This is a genomic window from Streptomyces sp. NBC_01006, from assembly GCF_045162725.1.
Lineage (GTDB): Bacteria > Actinomycetota > Actinomycetes > Streptomycetales > Streptomycetaceae > Streptomyces.
In genome coordinates this window covers 342,174-362,571 of the sequence record NZ_CP108700.1, presented here as the reverse complement: position 1 = coordinate 362,571, position 20,398 = coordinate 342,174, and the positions used below count along the sequence as shown (strand labels likewise).

Below are 20,398 nucleotides of genomic sequence, written 5' to 3'. Positions count from 1 at the left end.
GTCATTCACCCACCACCTCCCAAGGGGTCACCATGCGCGTTTTCGTCACCGGAGCGTCCGGCCATCTCGGCTCGGCGATCGTCCCCGAACTCATCGCCGCCGGGCACGACGTCGTCGGCCTCGCGCGATCCGATGCCGCCGCGGCGGCCGTGACCGCGCTCGGCGCCACCGTGCACCGGGGCGACCTCGGTGCTCCCGACACGATCGGCAAGGCCGCCGCTGATTGCGACGGCGTCATCCATCTCGCCTTCAACCACGAACAGATGCTCTCCGGGAACATGCCCGCAGCGATCGCCGCGGACCTCGCCGTCGTCCGGGCACTCGGCGAGGTGCTCGCGGGAAGCGGCAAGCCGCTGGTCGCCGCATCCGGCACGCTCGGCCTGGTGTCCGCGGGCCTGGGCCGGCCGGGCACCGAGGAGGACGCCGGCGGCCCCGGCGGCCGCACCGAGAACGAGAACACCGTGCTCGCCCTGGCCCAACAGGGTGTGCGGGCATCGGCCGTACGGATCCCGCCCATCACCCACAGCACACTGGACCGCCACGGCTTCGCCCGAACCCTCATCGCCATCGCGCGGCAGACTGGCGTCGCCGGCTACCCGGGCGACGGTACGAACCGGTGGCCCGCCGGCCACACCCTCGACGTCGGCCATCTCTTCCGCCTCGCCCTGGAGAACGCCCCGGCAGGCACCCGGTGGCACGCGGTCGGCGACGAGGGGATCCCGCTGCGCGAGATCGCCCAGAGCATCGGCGACCACCTGGGCCTGCCCACCGCGAGCATCCCCGCCGACCGGCTGCACGCGCACTTCGGGCCCCTGGCCGCGATCATCGCCCTCGACAACCCGACGACCACCCTGGCCACCCGGCGGGTCCTCGGATGGGAGCCGGTCCACCCGGGCCTGCTCGCCGATTTCGAGACCGGCGACTACTTCACGGAGCCCGCTCCGCGCGGCTGACGGTGCGCTGCGCTCGCGCCGACCGGGCGGCGAACGCAGATCATCGCGAAAGGAATGGCTCATGCAGTACGGTCCCGACGATCCTGACGCGACCTACGTCAAGCACGGCTACCCCGAGACGACCTTCGACACCGGCGAGGTGAGGCTGAACCACGCCACGACCGGATCGGCCGACGAGCCCGCCCTGCCGCTCATACCGGCGCAAGCGGAGTCCTGGTGGGGCTACGAGGCAGCCATGCGGCCGCTCGAAGGCGACTTCGAGGTGTTCGCCGTGGACCTGCGCGGGCAGGGGCGCTCGACACGCACCCCGGGGCGCTACACCCTCGACAACATGGGCAACGACCTGGTCCGGTTCATCTCCGGACGGATCCGGCGACCGGTTGTCGTCAGCGGCCTGTCATCCGGTGGCGTCATCGCGGCGTGGCTGTCCGCGTACGCGCCGCCCCGCATGCTCCGAGGAACCTTCGGCGAGGACCCGCCGCTGTTCTCCTCGCAGATCCAAACCCCCTACGGCCCGTCCATGAACCAGGGCGACGAACCCTCGCAGACCTGGAAGGAGTACGACCCCGAGTGGGCTCGCGCTTTCGCCGGCGGCTCGGCCACCGCCTCATGCGACCACACCCGAATGCTCGCGGCGGTGAAAGTCCCGGTGATGCTCACCCACCACTTCCGGAAGGTCGACGAGGAGACGGGCCGACTCCAGGGAACCATCTCGGACCTCCAGGTGCACCACGTCCGCGAGCTCATCATCCGGGCCGGGCAGCGGTTCGACTACAAGTCGTTCCCGCAGACGGGCCACGCCATGCATCAGAGCGGCCCACAGCTGTACGCCGCAACCTTGCGCGACTGGATCTCCTCGCTCGATGCCCGAGCCGGGAGCGGAGGTTCACCACGTTGAGGCTGCGCACGGGACGGGGCGGCCGGCTGCTGGTGAGCGGTGATTTTGGTGAGGACGAGGTCGATCCCGGCGAGGAACTCCGCTCGGTCGTCGTGCTCGCGCAGTTGGCCGGCGACGTTCCGGGTGAACGCGTACTGGTCGGGGTCGAGCTCCGCCCAAGCGGTCGCCACTGAGTCGAGGAACTCGGTCCGGTCCGTGTCCGGCCGGAGCATCCGGGCGTTGGCGGCGTTCTGGCCCGCCACTCCGAGGGTGTAGCTCATCAGCGTGGACGCAACGGTGAACTGGGCCGCTTCGGGCACTCGGAGCGCCTGCACCTGGCGACCGATCTGCTCGAAGACCCATAGCAGCGGCGACTGCCACGACGTCCGGGCGAGCTGTGCGCCGACCCACGGGTGGGCGTCGATCGCTTCGAACAGGCCGAGCACGAGGGCGCGGATCGCTTCCTGCGGTGTCGCGTCGGTGTCGTCCCCTGAAGTGCCCGCTCCTCTGGAACGGCATTGCACTCCTGCGGGGTGCCCCCCTCGGTCCCCGATCAGGCACCAGGAAGGAATCGCCATGACCACTCCGGTCACGATCATCGGTGCAGGGCTCGGAGGGCGGACCCTGGCCCGCGTCCTGCATGTCCCGCGAGAGGCCGTCTTGGCTTCGGGGCCTGTTATGTCTCACACCCCGCAGATGACGGTCGGGCGAGTGGGTTCAGGCGGTCACGAGTGCGTCTTCAGCGACCCTCGCGGTGTTGATGAGGGCGACGTTGGACTGGTCGGCGATGTTGTTGGCGAGGGTGTAGCCAGGCTGCGGTGTGCGATGGGGGTGCGTTCGGTGCGTGAGGTGTTCGACGAGGGGCAGGCTGCGGGGAGCAGCGCTACGGGGCTGTTGGCGCGGCCCGCGCACGCGCCGGGCGAAGGACATGGCCCTGACGGGCCGAGTATGCGGCGGGCGCCGGCTGGCTTCTGGTCAGGGTCCAGGCCGGCGCGCCGCAGGAACTCCAGTAGATCGCCGGGGCCCAGGGCGCGGCCGAGGATCTCGCCGTCGCGCCGGACGCGGTGCCCGCCTTCGGTATCGGGCGGGTAGACGATCACGCGTTGGGCATGGGGCATTGCTCCACCGTGCAGTCGGCCGGTCACTCCGGCATTCCGAGGGCGGTGTCAGGCCGGCAGTGCGGGGAGGCGGGATTCTCTTCGGCCAAGGCCCGGCGCGCCTCCTCCAGGGTCATGGCCGTGCAGCGCTTTCGTGCGCCCCGGCAGCCCCGGCGTGTGCGCGGACCGGCAGTCGGCCGGCACCGATGCTCCGCTCGATCAGCCGCGCGGGTGAAATCCGGGCCGCGCCCAGGCTCTCCTTCCCGATGGTTTGCCAGTGCGAGCCTGCCAGCTGTGCTGGTGCCGGCCGTCTGGGGCGGGGGACCGGTGTCCCGTGTCGTCCGCAAAAGGTTCTGGACTTTCTGTCCAGTCTGGACGTACAGTCCAGGTATGGGTGAAGTGGAAGAGGGCCGGGACCCTCGTATTCGGATGTGGGGGCCGGTGTGCCAGGCGGTGGCGCTGTTGCTCGGCCCGTACGCCGAGGTCGTCCTGCACGATCCGCAGACCGATCAGGTTCTGGAGATCTGGAACCCGATGACGGCCCGGGGCCCGGGGGATCCTTCGCTGCTCGGCGAGCTGGACGATCTTGAGCCGTCGGCACAGGACGTGTTCGGGCCGTACGAGAGGCTGCTCGTCGACGGCCGCCGTCTGACGTCGGTCAGCTCGGTTCTGCGGGATGCGCAGGGCCAACCATCGGCGGTGCTGTGCATCAATCTCGACCGCACCCCGCTGGAACAGGCAGCCGCAGTCCTGTCGGCCTTCGGCGCGCCCACCGTGCAGCGCCCGGAGCCGTTGTTCGAGCAGGACTGGTCCGAGCGGATCCAGCACATCATCGGAAGCTACGTCCGTGAGACGGGGCGCCCCGTGGAGCGCATGACCCGCCAGGACCGCCTGGCCATCCTTGGCCGGCTGGATGAGGCGCGGGTGTTCGCGGTGCGCCGCGCCGCCCCGGTCGTCGCCGGCGCCCTGCGGGTGTCCCGTTCCACCGTCTACGGCCTGCTGGCCGAGCTCAGATCACCGAACGTGAAGGACTGATGCACCATGACCCGGCTGCCCGACTTCCGCCTGGAAACGTACTTCTCGCGGTGGGAGTTCACCGCCCGCCACCACCTGACCGCCTCCGACGTCCAGACCTTGACACTCGGCGAGCTCCTCTCGCTGGCCGACGACAAGGATCGCGACGCCTTCGAGAACCTGTCCCTGGGCTACACCGAGACGTTCGGTGACCGTGCCCTGCGCGAAGTGATCGCACAGACCTACGAGCACGCCGACGCGGACGACGTCATCTGCTTCGCCGGGGCCGAGGAGGCCCTCTACCTGGCGATGCACGTCCTGCTCGACGCCGGGGACCACGCCGTGGTGGTGACGCCGAACTACCAGGCCGCCGAGACCGTGCCGCTCGCACTGTGCGAGGTCACCGGCGTAGCCCTCGACCCCGAGCGGGACTGGGCCCTGGACCTCGACGAGGTGGCGGCGGCCATACGACCCAATACCCGCCTCGTCTCGGTGAACTTCCCCAACAACCCCACCGGCAAGGTCATCGACTCGGCCGAGTTCACCGCGCTGGCCCGCCTGTGCGACGAGCGCGGCATCCACCTGTTCAGCGACGAGGTCTACCGCGGCCTGGAACGCGACCCGGCCCGCATCCTGCCGCAGGCCACCGATCTCTCCGAGCGCGCCTTGTCATTGAACGTGACGTCGAAATCTCTGGGGCTGCCGGGGCTGCGGATCGGCTGGATCACCTGCCGCGACCGCGAGCTGCTCTCGCGCCTGGAGCGGGCCAAGCACTACACCACCATCTGCAACTCCGCGCCCAGCGAGGTCCTGGCCCGCATCGCGCTGAAGGCCCGCGAGCCGATCCTGCGCCGCAACCGTGCGCTCATCGCAGCCAACCTGCCGGCGTTCGAAGCGTTCTTCGCCGAGTTCGCGGACGACTTCGAATGGCAGGCCCCGGACGGCGGATGCGTCGCCTACCCCCGCTACCTCGGCCCCGAGGGGGTGGAGGAATTCTGCACCCGTCTGGTGGAAGAAGCAGGCGTCCTGCTGCTGCCCGCCAGCATCTACCACTCCGAACTCACCCCCACCCCGAGCGACCGGTTCCGCATCGGCATCGGCCGCAGCGACCCGGAAGAAGGCCTGGCCGCCTTCGCCACGTGGATGCGGACAAGCCGATGACCCTCCCCGTCTTCGACCCGGCCGCCATCGAAGCGGCCGCCACCCCGCAGCTGGTGTTCGACGCGGTCCGGGACGCGCTGATCGCCCACGCCGAAGACCGCACCCTGGTGCCGCCGCCTCTGCACATGGCATTCCCCGAAGCCGACGGCGACTGCCACGTCAAAGCCGGCTGGATCACCGACGCCACCGACTTCACCGTCAAGATCGCGACCGGCTTCTACGGCAACCACGGTCTCGGCCTCCGCTCCAACCACGGTCTGGTCTGCGTCATCAGCGCCCGTACCGGGCAGATACGGGCCATCCTCAACGACCGCGGCATGCTGACCGCCTGGCGCACCGCCGCCGCGGGCGCACTGGTCACCCACGCCATGGCCCGGCCCGAAGCCCTCACCCTGGGCCTCTTCGGCACCGGCGAACAAGCCCTCCTCCAGGCCGTCTGGCTGGCCAGACTCCGCCCCATCAGCCAGATCCTCGTCCACGGCCGCAACCTGCACAACGCCGCAGCCCTGTGCGAGGAACTCCACAAGAACGGCCTCCCAGCCCGGCCCGCTTCCGCACAGCAGACTGCCGGAGCCGACATGATCATCACCACCACACCGGCGACAGCACCCGTCCTGAACGCCGCCGACGTGCCCGAGGGCACCCACGTGACCGGCATCGGCACGGACATGCCCCACAAGAACGAGCTGCCACCGGCGCTCTTCGCCCGTGCGCAGCTCATCGCGACCGACGACCACGCCCAGTGCCTCGACCACGGGGACTTCGGCCACGCCGTTCGCGCCGGAGCCGCCGCCCCCGACAGCGACATCGCGGCCGGCCAACTCCTCAATACGCCCCGGGACCGCCCGGAAACGGCGATCACGGTCGCCGACCTCACCGGTGTGGGCGCCGTCGACGCGGCACTCGCCTCGGCCATCCTCGACCACCTCCTGCGGTGACCACCGCGGCCCGGACCGGCGAAGCATCGCCGACAGCGCTCACAACCCCCACCGCCAGGACCCTGCCATGGACGCCAGCACCGACATCGAAACGGCCGCCTCCCCGGCCGCCGTGACGCCCGTCCCACCGCAGCCCGCCACCCACGCACGGGCCGACTCGTGTCCATGCGTCTGGAAGCTCCCGCACCATCCCGCGTCCGCCGGCACAGCACGCCGCATCACCACGGCCGTCCTCGACGGATGGGACGTAGCCGAAGAGACCATCGACCAAGCACTGCTCGTCGTCTCCGAACTCGTCACCAACGCCGTCGAACACGCCCGGCCCCCCGTCGCCCTCCACCTCCATCGCCCCGGAAACGACGGCGCCCTGCGCATCGAGGTCGGCGACGGCGGCCCCGCCGCCGATCAGGGCACCTGGACCACCAGCTGCGCACCGGAAGAGCACGGTCGCGGCGTGAGCATCATCGCCCTGCTGGCAAGCGCCCACGGCACCCGCATCCTGGCCCACACCGTCACCTACTGGGCAGTCCTCCCGGCCGCCGCCTGAACACTCGTCGGTCCCTCCGAGTCCGCCGGCCTCCGCCCGAACCTGACCGTCGACGGGTCAACGCGGCGCGGCGCGGCCAAGTCCGGCCGAAGCCTCTGTTCTCCCCGCAAGGAGCCCGCATGAATGACCATGCACCCGGCGTCTTCGGCAACGAGTCGTCGTCGTGCGGAGTTCGGCCGCTGTCGGGTTCCTCAACGTCGATCGCTGCGTTTGTCGGCCACCTGGAAGCGGGCGAGCCCCGCAGGATCACGACGTGGAAGGAGTTCAACGAGGACGCCTCGACGGCAGATGAGGACAAGCGGGCCGCTGAATCGGGTGGGGCGCGATCCCCGTACCTGGCTGCCACCGTGTCCGGCTGGTTCGCCAACGGAGGCGGTGCCTGCTGGATCGTGGGCGCGGGACAAGACGGCTCCGTCGCGGGATACGAGGTGGCCCTGGCTTGCCTCGACCCCGAGGTGAACATCGTCGTCGCCCCGGACCTGTGGGAGGGCGGGGACGACGGTGCGGCGATCGCGAGGGTCCTCGCCCGCCACTGCACGGCGGCTCCCAACCGGATGGCCCTCCTGCACACCGCCAAAGACGCGGACGCCGCCGCGCTGCCGAAGCTGCTCGGTCTGAACGAAGAGGAGGCTCAGCACACCACGCTCTACCACCCCTGGCTGTCGGTGAGCGACGTCAGCCAAGGAGAGCCCCGGCTGATACCGCCATGCGGGCACGTCGCGGGCACCTGGGCACGCACCGACGCCGAGCACGGTGTGCACACGGCGCCGGTCCACGTGGCACTCCGTGGGAGTACGCGGCTGCAGCGCAGACTCACCGCTGCCGAGCAGGGCGCACTGAACCACATGGGAGTGAACTGCCTGCGGGCCTTCCCGGGCCAGGGAACGCTGATCTGGGGCGCCCGCACCCTCTCCCAGGACAGTGACTGGCGCTATCTGAACGTCCGGCGCCTCGCCGGCCACCTCACGGAATCGATCAGCAGCGAAACCCGCTGGGCCGCCTGCCGGCGGAACGATGAGAGACTGCGAGCCGCCGTCCGCGCGTACGTCACCTCCTTCCTCACGAGCAAGTGGCGCACCGGCGCACTCCTCGGTGAAACCCCGGAGGATTCCTTCCACGTGATCTGCGACGAGAGCAACAACCCGCCCGAGACGGGACAAGGGAGTCTCTCCATCCACGTCGGCTTCGCCGCCCTGCGGCCCGCAGAGCTCATCAGCATCGTCATCGTCCACCAGACGGCCGCCGAATAGACCCGGCAGTCGCCGCCAGCACAACGCGGCCCAACGCCGGGACCGGCCCGCGCTGCTGGATCCTCATGCGCCGCTGGGCCCGGACCCAACCCACAGTGCGGCTGGCGTGCGGTGCCCGCACTGCAGAGACCGCGACATGAGGCTCGGCTTCGTCACCCCGACACGGACACCGCAGGTGAACCGGGGCGTGGAGAACGGGACTGCTGAAGATCCCGCTCCATACCGAACCGGCCCCCGGCCAGCTCTGCGGACCTTCCCCCGAGGCCCGCGGCCCCAAGCACCGGGCCCCTCAAGAGACGGGTGGGTTCATCGCCTCCCACCCCAGTGGCCTCACCCCGAATCGACGAGGAAACGATGTGCGAACTCCTGAACCGCATCTGGTCCCGCCCCCAGGCGAGCGGATCCGCCTCCTGCACACGGAACTCACCGTGCTGGCCGACGAGATAGTCGAGGAGCTCCTGCGAGGAACCCCGGGATTGTCCGCACTCGTCAACGCCAACGAGACCATCGACGATGAATCGCTCAGACGATCGGTGGGAAAAGTCCTGTTCACGGCCCTCGGCTTCCAGCGGCCGGAAGACCAGAACCCGAGCGGCGGGGATCGCGGCCCCGACCACGAGAGCGACGGCCCACATGACGGCAGGCACGAGGCAAGCCGCCCAGACACCCGGGAACTCGCTCGCCACACCGGCCCCGGACCCGCTCGCCATGGCGGACACGCGGCCACGGAGCAGAACCATGCCAGGGACCAACAACAACCCGCCGCACCGTCTGACCGGGCCCCGTGCGCCCGCCCACGTCAGGAACTGTTCACGGCACTCACCGACGCCAGGGCCGCCCCGCGGCGCTCCCTCACCGAGCTGGCCGAGGCGGCCGGCTGGCCCCTTGCGCCAGCCGTGCGGGGTGTCGTACTGGCCACCCCCGGCGAGACTCAACAGCTCGCGGCCGTGCTGGACGAATCCCTCGCCGGCATGTTCGCCGGTCGGCCCTGCCTGCTCGTCCCCAGCCTCAGCCCCAGCCCGGGCCCGGACGCCCGGGCGCGGCTGGGATTTGCGCTGCGCGGACGCCTCGCAGTGGTGGGCCACGAGGTTCCCCTGAAAGACACCGCGTCCTCCCTGCGCTGCGCCCTGCGCCTGCTCACCCTCACTCCGGCCCGCCAAGGGTCCGAGACCCAGCCCGTCTTCGTCGACGACCACCTCTCCACTCTGATCCTCCTCCAGGACGAACCGCTGGCCCAGGCGCTGGCCGCCCAATGGCTGCGGCCCCTGGCAGGCCTGACCCCACGCCAGAGCGAGCGGCTGGAGGCGACCCTGCTCGCCTGGCTCGAATGCGGTGGCGCCCCGGAGGCCGCGAAGGCCTTGAACGTGCATCCGCAGACCGTCCGGTACCGGATGCGGCGACTGGAGAAACTCTTCGGCCCGCAGCTACGTGACCCCCGTGCCCGGTTCGAACTGGAGATGACCTTGCACAGCCGCCGGCTGATGACGCAGATTCGGATTCCGCACGTGCGGCAGGGCCGTAGAGCGGACCGCGTCACCGCAGCGAACTTCACACCGCTGGCCGTGGAAAGAAGCGCCCGCGTCAACGGCCTGTGACCGCAGCGGTCCGCCCCGGCGGGCTCCGCCCCTCGGGCGGGGCCCCATCCGCGGCCGGACGCTGACCGCCGTGACGGCGACCTGTTCATCGCGGGCTTGCCGGCGACGTCGCGCATGTGGACGTGTTCGGTGACCTGGTGGACGTACGGCGTCGGCATGGCGCGGTGGTGGGTGTACGAGGAGCCCTGTGCCGACTGATTGACGGTTCAGGGCTGCTGGTGTTCGGGCGGGCTGTTGCGGCGGATCACTTCGGTGGCCAACTCTACTCGCGAGGTCAGTCCGAGCTTGCGCAGGATGTTGGAGACGTGGGTGCTGACGGTGCGGCGCGAGATGCACATGCGGGCGGCTGTTTCGGGGTTGGAGTGTCCGGCAGCGACGTGACCGGCGATGATGCGCTCCGTGGAAGTGAGTGCTTCCCATCCCAGGCGGGCGGTGTTGCGGGGGCCGCGGTTGCCGCGGCTCACGGAGACCGCGCGAAGGCGGGCGGTGGCACGTGCCGCGTCCCACACCGCGCCCAGGCCGGCGTAGATCGCCAGGGCCCGTTCGAGGTGGGCGCGGCCGTCGGAGGGCCGGCCGCGTATCGCGTGCAGCTCGGCGGCGTCGGTGAGGGCGTGCGCCTGGTTCAGTGGCCGTGTGGCTTCACGGTAGTGACGGGCTGCTTCCAGCAGCAGCTCCGGGTCCTGTGCGATGAGCCCCTCGCACCGGCAGGCGTCCCCCAGGTGGTAGGGAGCGCTGCTGTGTGCGGCACGCGAGCGCGCCGCCTGCGCGTAACGTCGGGCTGCCGACGAGTCGCCCTGGTCAAGCGCGAGTCGGACCAGGTCGGGTGTCAGGAAGCTGAGGATCAGCTGACCGGGCAGATGCCCGATTCCGGCATCGAAGCTGTGCGCCAGGCGGCGGAAGGCGCGCTCGGGATGGCCCTGTGCCTCGTCCAGCAGGGCCTGGGTGCACAAGAGGACGTACTCGTAGAACCAGGAGACCGTTCCGCTGTCTTGTGCCGCTTCAGCCTGGCTCATGTGGGTCTCGGCGTCGTCCCGTCGGCCTTGATGGACGGCTATTGCCCCCGCCAGCGCTCTCAACGCCCGGCTCATCGCAAAGTGGACGCCGGGGTCGAGGCCGGCGTCCACCTCTGCGATCGCGTCCTCCCACCGGCCGGCATGGAACGCCAGCAGCGCACAGGACAGGTGGTACCACGGCAGGAAGACACCCCCGAGGTGCTCGGCGCTCGGGCGGACGCCCGCCAAGGTGCGCTCCGCATCCGGGGTCAGGTCCAGTTCCATGTAGCAGTTGGCCAGCGCGAGCTGCAGCCCGAGCCACTGCGCCGGGTGGATCGTCTCGGGTGTCAGACGCGACGCCTGACGGGCGAGCTCCAGTGCTTCAAGGCCGGGAGCTTCCAGGAAATGCTTGGCGGCCAGCACTTGCAGGGCATGGGCCAACGCCATTGCGTCGCCCAGCTCGGCAGCCGCTCGCCGTGCAGCGGCAGCGGCGGCTCCCGCTTCCGGCAGCCGCCCCAGGGCGAAGAGGCATACCGATGCAAATGCCTGGAGTCGGACCGCATCGAGTGTCGGCGGGCCCGCTGTTCCGCACGCAAGACGGGTTTCTGCCAGAGCGATGTCGGGGCGGCCGCGCGCGAACGAGGCCTGCACGATGATCCAGCGAAACAGATCTGCCAGACCGGAATCGGCGGGTCTGGCCAGAGCGATGCGGGCGCTCTCCTCGGCCTCGGTCAGAAGACCTGATGACAGTTGCGCGACGACATGGTGCAGACGTAACTGCTCGTAGCGGGGGTCAGCGGGGTCGGCGATCTCCAGCGCCGTGCCCAGCAGCCGCAGGGCCAGACCGGGTGCACGTGCGGTGAGTTGCGCTGCGGACCCGGATATCCAGGGAACCAGGAACTCCCCGTCCGGAGGGGCAGCTTCCAGCAGATGTCCGGCAACGCGCTCGGGTGCCGCCCCGGCCCGGGTCAGAGCCTGCGCGGCCCGGATGTGCAGCAGCGAGCGTACGGAACTCGGCACGGCGTCGTGCAGAGCTTGGCGCACCAGGTCATGACGAAAGACGACACGTGGGCCGTCGGGAGTCAGGATTCCGGCCGCTTGGGCATCAGTGATGCTGGTGAGCAGGACGTGGGCCGGCACCTCCAGTACTGCTCCCAGATCGTGGAGTGTGCAGCCGGCTCCCAGCACGGACGCCACGCGCAACACCTGCAGGACCTCGTCACGCAGGTATGCCAGCCGGTGAGTGATCAGCGTGTCGATCGCCGGAACGGGGCAATCGGCCGTGACCTCTGCGACGGCCCCGCGCAGCGTGATCGCCTCTTCCCGTTGAAGGGCGGCGATCAGCTCCTCCAGGTACAGGGGGTTGCCCGCCGCCCCCTCGCACAGCCGAAGCAACCGAGGGCCGGGTTCATGCCCGATCGTGTCGGCCACCAACAAGGGCACGGCTGAGGAGGCGAGTGGACCGAGCTGCAGCACCGTGCGATTGCTGCCTCGCAGCCCGCGGGCGAGTACGTCGACCTCGGCTACCCGGGGGACCGGGCGAAGGGCCCCGACGATCAGCAGCGGCAACTGAGCGACCGATTGCACGAGCCGCTGCAATACCAGCGCACTGGCCCGATCGGCCCACTGGAGATCATCGAGGAAGAGCGCTACTGGCCCCTGTGCACAGATCTCCTCCACCAGAACGCACATGGCCTCCACAGTGGGGAAATCCGCGCCTCCCGGCGTGCCCGGCAGCCCGTACCGAGCCTGCCCCAGGAGGACTTCGGCGGCCCGTGCGCGCAGCGGGTCCGTAGGGGCGTCATCGATCCCCAGGCAGGCCGATACCACCGCGAACGGGCGATGCGCCTCCAGCTCGCGTGCCGAGCCCCACAACGGCTGGAGGCCGGCGCCTTCGGCGTCTGCCGCCGCGCGCCGAAGCAGCGCTGTCTTGCCCGCTCCGGCCTCGCCGGCGATGAACGCGGCCTGCCCCGAGCCGCGCGCGGCACGTAGCGCCAGAGTGGCGAGCATCGCCGTTTCGGCATCGCGCCCGACGAGGCGAGGCCCCAAGAATTGCACGGCCGTCTCTCCCGTAGTGGTGCCGTCTGCCTGCAGAACCAGGCAGCCTCGTGCCGGAACCGACCGGCGGTGCCGCGGTGTCGGGTCCAGAAGAGTCAGCTGCCCGACGAGAGGTAGCGGCCTCCGACTGGCTGCCCTTCCCCGACAGCAGGTGGTGATGGTCGCCTTCCCGCAATTCGGCCAGGTTTCATCTCTACGAGTCACACGCGCCGGGCTGCGACTCGTCGAGCTGACTCCACGACAGCAGACAATAGACGCAGTCCCGTTCCGATACGTACCGGGTGGCGCACATTTGAGCTTCATAAGAGGCTTCGGAGGCCGGACAGCCAATCCGGGGCGCCTTTCTCCGGCGTCGGCCAGCCACACCCGATGGCCCTGGCCCGGACAGCCGCCGACCCCAAGCATTCCTACGTCAGGTGACGGATGTATCGGCAGTTGCGCGTTCCTACTTTGGCGGTGCTACGACGGCCCCCTCCTCGCAGGACCGTCGGATCGAACGAACGGGCCCTCACCTGGTGCGGCGAAGTCCTGGGGCCGCTTCTGATCCCCGGAGACGGAGGCGCACCGTGCAGGGGGCCACGACGAATGAGGAAGTGGCAGATGCACAGAAGCGATGCCGTTCGGGCCCACGTGCCCAGAAGACGGCGCCCCAGACCCCCGGTTCCCATCGGGGTCCTGGTGTCGACGATTTTCGCGTTGGTAGCCGCCCTACTGGGGGCGGGGGCCCAGCAGGCACAGGCGGCCGGCGAGACGTCCCACCAGTGCCACTATGCCGGTGAAGGCAAGAGCGCCGAGGACTGTGTCTTCATGCTCGCCAAGGACCAGCGGGCGATGGACGTGCCCTGGAGTTCGTCCGATTCAGGGGCGTGGCTGCAGGCCTATGACCGCAATGACGGCTCCAACCAGGTGTTTTCGTTGTACCCGCAGGGTGACGGAAGTTTCCAGATCAAGACGAATTCCGGGTTGTGTCTGATGCCGGGATGGTGGGACTCCACGTGGCGGATGCGGCCTGTGGAGCAGCAGCGGTGCGACGGTTCCCAGAAGTATCAGTACTGGTATTTCGAGCCGGGTCAGGTCAAAGGCTCGGGAGCGAAGTTCATGATCCGCAGCGTGGTCGACGACCAGTGCATGGACGTGGCGAGCAGCTGGCTCGCCGGACACACCGACTACTTGAACATGTGGCCGTGTCACGGCAAGGAGAACCAGTTGTGGGACTCCCGCTTCGGCGGCGGCAAGGACTTCACCACTGACTGGGCCGCCAAGTACGCGCTGACCAAATGTGATGCCGCCGTCCTTGCGCATTCGGCCTACCCGTACTGCAGCTACAGCCAGACGCAGGCAGCGGTGACCGGCAACGATGCAGGGGTGGCCCTGTGCCTGCAGGCGCAGCACACCGACGCGGCGATCCCGTCGACCACCGTCGACTACAAGGTGACCAACAGCACCTCCACCATCACGACGGATTCCATCGCCAACGGCACGAAGGAAACCATCACCGTCAAGCTGGGTTCCTCCAGCGATTTCTGGCATGCCGACTTCGCAGTCGAGGCATCCCAGCTGATCACCCATTCGGTCCAGACCGGTACGACCAACACGGAGGAGAAGACCTACCACGCCGTGGTCCCCGCGGCGCCCGCACACTCCACGACCTGGGTGAAGGCCTTCCCGGTCAGCAAGACCTACACCGGCCGGTTCGTCTTCGCCAAGGGCAGTTGGGACGAGTGGACCTACTCCACCGACGCCGAGATCACCGTCACCTACCCCGCCGGGTCGGGGGCCACCATGATGTACGACTCGGGTGTCGCCGCGGACAAGCTCAACGAGAACGGCCAATGGGTACGGCAGCCCGCCTGCGTCAGTGACGGACCGACCCGGAGCATGACCACACCGGATCAGCCCGCACCGGATCAGCCCGCACCGGCTCCCGTTCAGCCGCAAAAGCCGGCCACGGCCAGCAGCTTCCGCTCTGGCTTCGAGTCGAGCGACCCGGTACCGGCCTGGACCCACGCAGTCGACACGGCCGGTGGAGGCCTCCACAACGTCGACGGCCCTCAGGCGGGCAGCGGCAGCGATGGAACCGCCCACACCGGCAATGGCGCACTGGTGTACTCCGGATCCACCCAGGCCGGCACGGACCACGCCGACGCCTACATGAAGGTCTACGACCTGAGCAGCAGCCCGCTGGCCATCGGCACCGCGATGCCTGACAGAAAGACCCTCAGCTACTGGATCTACCCGCAGAGCCACGTCACCGCCGCGTCGGTCACCGAAGGGTCGAGAAACAGCGCATGTGCCGCCGTGGACCTGGTATTCACCGACGGCAGCACCCTGCGTGACAGCTGGTCCTGGGACCAGAGGGGCCACCGGGCCAGCCCCGCCGAACAGTGCACGGCCCTCACCCTCGACGCCTGGAACCAGGTCACGGTCAGCCTCGACGAGAACGCGGGCAAGCAGATCAGCCGGATCTTGGTCGGCTACGACCAGAAGAACCCGGGCTCCGGCAGCTACCGCGGCTACATCGACGACATCGCGATCAGCTGAGACGGCGGTGCACGGAGCCGCACTCGCCGAGTGCGGCTCCGTGCACGACCGGTGCGTCGGATCGGAGTCCGTCCGGACAGAACGAGTCCCGCCGCGCCGCCCTCGCCGCCGACGGCACGGGCCTGGGCCCCGTCGGCGGCGGCGCCCGACCTGCCGGTCGCGGTCTGCCTGTATGAGAACACCGACTGCAAAGCATTTGGCTCTGGTCGGAGTTCCGTGAAATGCCTGGTCACCGGTATGAAGGGCGCGTGGATCCAGAACCAATCCGGAGGCCGTTAGCCATCAGCCACAACCTGGCCGGCCGTGACTTGGGGAGGTTCAGGCAGCAGCGACGCGAGGTTGTCCCGTACGAAGTCAGCGGCCCTCTTGACCGATTCTTCGGCCCCGGCTTGGTCTTCAAAGACGCTGGTAGAGAGCATCACTCCACCCCCCGCGTCAACCCAGTAGTAGGCCACGAATCCAGGCACTTGGCGAAGGAGAGGTACGAACCCCTCTTCCACTCGGCGCCCCGCCTCGGCAGGATCAGTCACCCCTTCATACCGTCGAACCACTGCGTACACGGCTGATCTCCTCACGGATCCCAAGGTCACCTCGTGCGAAACGACCTACCCCCACCGTGCGTCGCTGGCTCGCGGGAGATCCGGAAGGCACCCGGATAGGCGCACCGATGATCCAAGACGGCATCCGCTGTAGCCAAGGCGGGGCGGGCGAACCGGCTTCACGAAACTGCGGCCAGAGCCTTGCATTTCCCCACCCGGTGCTAACCGACTCCCCGGACCTGCCCGGCATGTTTCCGCGCCCCGGCACGCTGACCTGCGGACGGATGCCACTCGGGAGGGGCGCCCGATGGCTAGCCAGGTCCAGGGGCGGTGGCCGCTACCGCTGGAAGTCCAGCACGGTGAACATGAACAACCGCGCCGCCTGCATCGCGTCCGCGGCTACTGCTGATCCGGACATCTGCCCCCAGGGGAACACCAGCCACCACGCCAGAAGCCGGCCAGGCCCGGCATCTGGCCCCTGCCACGGCAGTACACGCGAACATCTGTGACCCTGCGACTTCAGGGCTGAGAGGTCCAGCTCCTGGTCGGCTGCGGCCGGCCATCGGCCGTGCGGATCGTCTTGACCAGCTGCTCCCGTTCGTGGCCGGGCTGGGCGTCGACCAGGCCGCATCCAAGGAGGTTCGGGCGGCAACCGGATGCGGCCTCACAAAGATCTATGGCGCGGGCGGAAGCCGACGTCGACCTCGTGGCCGCGGGGAGGGGTCCGATCTGTGGACTTTATGTCCAGTCTGGACTTACAGTCCAATCGTGGGGAATGCTGAAGACCCGCAAGCTGCTCGTGTGCGGCTGTGGGCGGTCGTCGAAAGGGTGATCGCGGTGTGGCGCGGCCAAGTCGGGCCGAATGCGCTGTTCTCTCTGCAGGGAGCCCGCAGGAATGACCGTGCACATGGCCTCGCCGGCGACGAACTGCCGGGATCGACCGCTCGTTTGCCTAGGGCAAGTCCTGGCGTTCACCGCCGCATTGGCGCGGTCGCGGACGCGGACGACGGCCGGGAACCAGGCGGCGGCGGACGGTCAGGAGGTGGCGCAGGGCAGCGACTTCGCTTGCGCCTTCGGCCTGTCCGGCGCGGCCCAGAAGGGGGATGCTTCCCGGATGTGGTGCTCTGCCGGCGTCCCCAACGGCCGGAGGGCGCTTCGACTCCTCCGCCACCGGCCTCCTCGGATAGGGCCACCCTCCGCCAACACCAAATGCGAGTCAGGCCCAAGGATGCGGCGGAATCCTGAAACGGGGCATAGTGGTTGGACAGCTGATACCTGTTCGTGACCTATTGAAAATGAGTCAGTTCGGTGCTCAACCTCGTTCAGGATTTCGCCACTTGACTCGCTTTGCCTTTCGCCTGCACTCTGCATTTCACCAAGAAGGCCAAGGAGAGCGCACCGTCCCTGTGTCGAACCACAGGCACAGGTCGTTGCGGTTCCCCTCATCGGGCGGCTCCACCCGTCACCCGACCCGTCAGGCCGGCTCATGACTTCCCTCTCCGCACATCGCGGCGTCTTGCGTACTTGCAACAAGGAGCACCGTGACCCAGACGGCTGCCGGCGAGGACCCCCTGGTCCTGCTGGCCTTCCGTACACTGTCCCCCGCATCGCAGCAGGCTCTGTGCCCCGAAATAGCCGAAGTCCCCGGAAGCACCAGGCTCCTTCAGGCGGAGCGCCCCGAACGCGACACCTCCTTCACCCCCTCGGCCCGGACGCAGCTGTGCGAGGCATACCTGCGCACCTACGTCGCACAGGCCCCAAGCCGGACCTGCCGGCATCTGACCGCCTCGATGGGCGACACGGTCCAAGGAGACGTCTCCGATTCATCGAACGTCCTCGCCCAGCACACCACAACCTGTCGTAGTTGCTCAGAGGCCCGGACCGACCTCGCCATCCTTCGCAGCGGAAGCCAGGCAGCACTCACCGGCCTTCTCCTGGACGCGGCGCAGAACGCAGCCATGCCCCGCGCTGCCAACCCCGACGTCGACTCGGAAGCACCGACGCCCGCGGCGTTCGACATGAGCGCCACGGCCGGCCCAGGCTCCCCACCCCCGGTGCCAAGTCCCCGCAGCCGGATCGTCACGCGGCCCCGCGCTTCGCTCCTCGTGGCAGCCCTCTCCGTCACCGTAGCGGCCACGGCCATCGTCACCGCCATTGAGACGACCGGCCCCTCCGACACCGCCCCTACCCCCCCGACTCACGCCAGCATCGTGCCCCCCATACCTGCGGCCGCCGCTGCCACCACGGCGTCCCCTGCTCCATCCACCATGACCCCCGCTCTTGCTTCCCCCACTCCGTCGAGCACGCCGGAAGACCCGGTGCCGGAGGACGACGCCACCCCCACCCCCACCCCCACACAGAGCAGCCCTCCCATCGGCTTGCTGCTCGTCAGCAGAGCGACGGGGCTGTGCGTGGGCGCGCAGAGCCGTGCCGCAGGGGCCGCACTGCGCCTTGAGGAGTGCCGGGGCGTGGCCTTGCAGCGGTGGGAGACGATCAAGGACGTATCCGGCGCGTACCAGCTCCATAACACGGGCAGCGACAAGTGCCTCGACGGTACAGAGGGTGGCGGAAACATCGTCAGGGTCGTCCTGAACGACTGTGGTGACCGCTCCTCAAGCCGCCACGCCGCACAGCTGTGGAGGATCAGCCCGGAGAAGGGATCAGATGCGTTCCGCTTGCAGTTCGTGCCGCGCGTCGCATCCAGCGACTACTCCTCACATCTGTTCGGTCCAGAGGACTGGTGGAACGAGAATCCACCCCGCGAGGGCTCCTACCTCGCGCACCTGCCCAACTATTACAACTCCGAGAGCTTCGTCTTCACCATGAACCATGGCGAGTGAGGCGGCCGTTCAGCTCTGCTTCTGTTCCCGGCGTCCCGTTCTGACCCACCGTGGTGACGGCCCCGACGCTGGGTGATCGAGTCGATGACCTCGCAGAATTGCCGCGACATCGTTGTCGTCCGGCGTTCCTACTCGGGCGCCGGGGTCGTCGTGCTGCCGGTCGTCGTCCTCGGTCCAGGTGCCGAAGGGTCCGGGCGAGCTGCTTCATCAGGCGCTCATCGTGGCTGCGCAGTGCGGCCAACCCGCCCCACACCCGAGGCCCACGCCGCGCCCCGAGCTGCGCCGGGGCCGGCGAGCGGCAGCACCGAGCCCGAAGGAGCCTGTGAAGAAACCTCCTCGAATCAGCGGTCCCGCCGAGCATCTCCGAACTGGCCGCCCACTGGCAGTTCGCCGACAGCAGCCACTTCATCTCCGAGCCTTCAAGAGCCAGTTCGGCCGCACACCCGCCGACTTCGCCCGCACACCCGCCGACTTCGCCCGCACGTCCGGCCGAGCGGAGCCGCAGCGCTCAGCCTCGGTAGGCTGTGGTGGCGATCCGGACGAATGAGCGGATGAGCGGGTTCGTGTCGCCCGCGTTCCACGCCACCACCACGCGGCTCGGCGCCATGTCCGTCACCGGTATCACGGCCAGCTCCTCGGGTGGCTTGTGTCCGAGGGGGGTCATGCCGACGGTGCCGTTCCAGAGCACGGCCTGCAGGCACTCCTGTACGGCACGCACGACCGGGCCCCGGCGGGGCTCGCCGCCGTTCCAGTACGTGCGCCAGAGCGGGTCGGTGCCGTCCGGGAACTGGAACCAGGGCCGGTCCGCCAGGTCGGCCAGCCTCAGGCGGTCATGGCGGGCCAGCGGGTCGTCGGAGCGGAGCACGGCTCCCACCGGGTCGGAGCGCAGCTCGTGCACCGTGAGGCCGGTCTCGTCGAACGGAGCGCGGGTCAGCGCGATGTCGACCAGGCCGGCGCGCAGCCCGCACGTGGGATCGGTCAGGTCGGTCTCGCGGATGCGGACCTCGACCCCGGGATGCTGTCGGCGGTACGCGCCGGCCAGCCGCGTCGCGCCCGGGTCGGTGGTGCCGCCCAGGACACCGACTGTGATGGCCGCGGCGCCGGCCGCCGCGGCCACGCGCACCTGCACCCGGTCGGCCTGGTCGAGCAGGGCGCGCCCCTCGTCGAGAAGCACCGCCCCCACCGCAGTGAGCGCGACTCCGGCGGGCGAGCGGTCGAAGAGAGCGGCGCCGAGCTCGGTCTCCAGCTGCTTGATCGCCCGGCTCAGTGGCGGCTGGCTCATGTGCAGCCGGGAGGCGGCCCGGCCGAAGTGGAGTTCCTCGGCGACGGCCACGAAATAGCGCAGCGTACGTAACTCCATGACAGGCAACGATACCCGCACGGTATGGGCATCACAGAACGGGTCTTGGACGGGCGCGGTGCCCTGGCAGTGGAATTGGGGCATGACCGATGAACCGAAGACCAGTGAGCCGATGCCCGACCCCGCCGTGTCGGTGGTAGGTCCTGGCGAGGGTGAGACGATCCTCCTGGGTACCACCCGCATGCGCGTCCTGGAGGACGGCGGCAACACCGGGCACCGTCTCGGGATCGCCGAGTCCGTCCTCGCGCCCCACACGCCCGGACCGCCGCAGCACCGCCACGCCCAGCACGATGAGGGCTTCTACATCATTTCCGGCACCGTGCGGTTCACGGTCGGGCAGCGGGAGTACGACGCGGCGGCGGGCACGCTGGTGATGGTCCCGCCCGGAGCCCCGCACACCTTCGCCAACGTGAGCGACGCCCCGGCCGTCATGCTCAGCACCTTCACGCCGGACTTGTACGTGCAGTACTTCCGCGACCTGCGGGACATGTTCGCCGGCGACCAGGCGATGACGCCGCAGGCAGGCATCCAAGTGATGAGCCGTTACGCCACCGAGCCCGCGACCGACTTCGCCTAGAAACGGGCAGAACAACGCCTCCGGCTGCCCGTTCCCGGACGCGGTCAGCCGAGCCGGCG

14 protein-coding genes and 1 pseudogene are annotated in these 20,398 nt (G+C 69.3%); 11 read left to right on the top strand and 4 right to left on the bottom strand.

Translation table 11 applies throughout. The features are described from left to right. Nucleotides 1-32: 32 nt before the first annotated feature. Nucleotides 33-953: an SDR family oxidoreductase gene (locus OG509_RS01600; RefSeq protein ID WP_406179409.1), complete on the top strand. Its 921-nt coding sequence runs from the start codon at nucleotides 33-35 to the stop codon at nucleotides 951-953. A 61-nt stretch (nucleotides 954-1,014) separates the two neighbouring features. Beyond that, on the top strand, nucleotides 1,015-1,851 hold the full coding sequence (locus OG509_RS01595; protein WP_406179407.1) for an alpha/beta fold hydrolase: 837 nt from the start codon (nucleotides 1,015-1,017) through the stop codon (nucleotides 1,849-1,851). A 35-nt stretch (nucleotides 1,852-1,886) separates the two neighbouring features. Here OG509_RS01595 and OG509_RS01590 read toward each other — a convergent pair. Both OG509_RS01590 and OG509_RS01585 read right to left on the bottom strand, forming a co-directional pair. Beyond that, a pseudogene (locus tag OG509_RS01590) lies at nucleotides 1,887-2,315 on the bottom strand (TetR/AcrR family transcriptional regulator); the annotation flags it as partial. A gap of 656 nt (nucleotides 2,316-2,971) precedes the next feature. After that, nucleotides 2,972-3,274 carry a DUF6233 domain-containing protein gene (locus OG509_RS01585; RefSeq protein WP_406179406.1) on the bottom strand — a complete coding sequence of 101 codons (303 nt, stop codon included), beginning with the start codon at nucleotides 3,272-3,274 and terminating at the stop codon, nucleotides 2,972-2,974. Nucleotides 3,275-3,317: 43 nt separating this feature from the next. Between OG509_RS01585 and OG509_RS01580 the strand changes: the two genes are divergently transcribed. From OG509_RS01580 to OG509_RS01555, 6 genes are all read left to right on the top strand, one after another. Next, nucleotides 3,318-3,962: a transcriptional regulator gene (locus OG509_RS01580; protein ID WP_406179404.1), complete on the top strand. Its 645-nt coding sequence runs from the start codon at nucleotides 3,318-3,320 to the stop codon at nucleotides 3,960-3,962. Between the two features lie 6 nt (nucleotides 3,963-3,968). After that, entirely contained in the window at nucleotides 3,969-5,102 is a 1,134-nt protein-coding gene (locus tag OG509_RS01575; RefSeq protein ID WP_406179403.1) for an aminotransferase class I/II-fold pyridoxal phosphate-dependent enzyme, read from the top strand. Next, the gene (locus tag OG509_RS01570; RefSeq protein WP_406179401.1) at nucleotides 5,099-6,040 is read left to right on the top strand and encodes an ornithine cyclodeaminase family protein; all 942 of its coding nucleotides are present in this window, start codon (nucleotides 5,099-5,101) and stop codon (nucleotides 6,038-6,040) included. The genes OG509_RS01575 and OG509_RS01570 overlap by 4 nt, the downstream gene beginning before the upstream one ends. 67 nt (nucleotides 6,041-6,107) lie before the next feature. Continuing rightward, nucleotides 6,108-6,587 (top strand): ATP-binding protein, encoded by a 480-nt coding sequence (locus OG509_RS01565; protein WP_406179399.1) that lies wholly within the window; start codon nucleotides 6,108-6,110, stop codon nucleotides 6,585-6,587. Nucleotides 6,588-6,706: 119 nt separating this feature from the next. Next, nucleotides 6,707-7,837, top strand: a complete 1,131-nt coding sequence (locus tag OG509_RS01560) for a phage tail sheath family protein (RefSeq protein ID WP_406179397.1) — start codon at nucleotides 6,707-6,709, stop codon at nucleotides 7,835-7,837. A gap of 356 nt (nucleotides 7,838-8,193) precedes the next feature. Then, nucleotides 8,194-9,432, top strand: coding sequence for a PucR family transcriptional regulator (locus OG509_RS01555; RefSeq protein ID WP_406179396.1), 1,239 nt, complete (start codon nucleotides 8,194-8,196; stop codon nucleotides 9,430-9,432). A gap of 206 nt (nucleotides 9,433-9,638) precedes the next feature. On the opposite strand, the gene OG509_RS01550 is transcribed toward OG509_RS01555, so the two are convergent. Continuing rightward, complete coding sequence (locus tag OG509_RS01550; RefSeq protein ID WP_406179394.1) at nucleotides 9,639-12,785, bottom strand: ATP-binding protein; 3,147 nt, start codon at nucleotides 12,783-12,785, stop codon at nucleotides 9,639-9,641. A 120-nt stretch (nucleotides 12,786-12,905) separates the two neighbouring features. Here OG509_RS01550 and OG509_RS01545 point away from each other — a divergent pair, with 120 nt between their 5' ends. Together OG509_RS01545 and OG509_RS01540 are read left to right on the top strand one after the other, a co-directional pair. Then, a complete protein-coding gene (locus OG509_RS01545; RefSeq protein WP_406179392.1) occupies nucleotides 12,906-15,023 on the top strand; it encodes a ricin-type beta-trefoil lectin domain protein in 2,118 nt (705 codons plus the stop codon). 2,080 nt (nucleotides 15,024-17,103) lie between these two features. Further along, nucleotides 17,104-18,402 (top strand): RICIN domain-containing protein, encoded by a 1,299-nt coding sequence (locus OG509_RS01540; RefSeq protein ID WP_406179390.1) that lies wholly within the window; start codon nucleotides 17,104-17,106, stop codon nucleotides 18,400-18,402. Between the two features lie 508 nt (nucleotides 18,403-18,910). On the opposite strand, the gene OG509_RS01535 is transcribed toward OG509_RS01540, so the two are convergent. Beyond that, entirely contained in the window at nucleotides 18,911-19,762 is an 852-nt protein-coding gene (locus tag OG509_RS01535; RefSeq protein WP_406179388.1) for a LysR substrate-binding domain-containing protein, read from the bottom strand. Nucleotides 19,763-19,844: 82 nt separating this feature from the next. Here OG509_RS01535 and OG509_RS01530 point away from each other — a divergent pair, with 82 nt between their 5' ends. Beyond that, nucleotides 19,845-20,339, top strand: coding sequence for a cupin domain-containing protein (locus OG509_RS01530; protein WP_406179386.1), 495 nt, complete (start codon nucleotides 19,845-19,847; stop codon nucleotides 20,337-20,339). Nucleotides 20,340-20,398: the final 59 nt, after the last annotated feature.

Excerpts from the sequence above, each read along its gene's own strand:
- OG509_RS01600 (WP_406179409.1), top strand. The coding sequence starts at position 33 with ATGCGCGTTTTCGTCACCGGAGCGTCCGGCCATCTCGGCTCGGCGATC.
- OG509_RS01595 (WP_406179407.1), top strand. The coding sequence starts at position 1,015 with ATGCAGTACGGTCCCGACGATCCTGACGCGACCTACGTCAAGCACGGC.
- OG509_RS01580 (WP_406179404.1), top strand. The coding sequence starts at position 3,318 with ATGGGTGAAGTGGAAGAGGGCCGGGACCCTCGTATTCGGATGTGGGGG.
- OG509_RS01575 (WP_406179403.1), top strand. The coding sequence starts at position 3,969 with ATGACCCGGCTGCCCGACTTCCGCCTGGAAACGTACTTCTCGCGGTGG.
- OG509_RS01570 (WP_406179401.1), top strand. The coding sequence starts at position 5,099 with ATGACCCTCCCCGTCTTCGACCCGGCCGCCATCGAAGCGGCCGCCACC.
- OG509_RS01565 (WP_406179399.1), top strand. The coding sequence starts at position 6,108 with ATGGACGCCAGCACCGACATCGAAACGGCCGCCTCCCCGGCCGCCGTG.
- OG509_RS01560 (WP_406179397.1), top strand. The coding sequence starts at position 6,707 with ATGAATGACCATGCACCCGGCGTCTTCGGCAACGAGTCGTCGTCGTGC.
- OG509_RS01550 (WP_406179394.1), bottom strand. The coding sequence starts at position 12,785 with ATGAAGCTCAAATGTGCGCCACCCGGTACGTATCGGAACGGGACTGCG.
- OG509_RS01545 (WP_406179392.1), top strand. The coding sequence starts at position 12,906 with ATGTATCGGCAGTTGCGCGTTCCTACTTTGGCGGTGCTACGACGGCCC.
- OG509_RS01535 (WP_406179388.1), bottom strand. The coding sequence starts at position 19,762 with ATGGAGTTACGTACGCTGCGCTATTTCGTGGCCGTCGCCGAGGAACTC.
- OG509_RS01530 (WP_406179386.1), top strand. The coding sequence starts at position 19,845 with ATGACCGATGAACCGAAGACCAGTGAGCCGATGCCCGACCCCGCCGTG.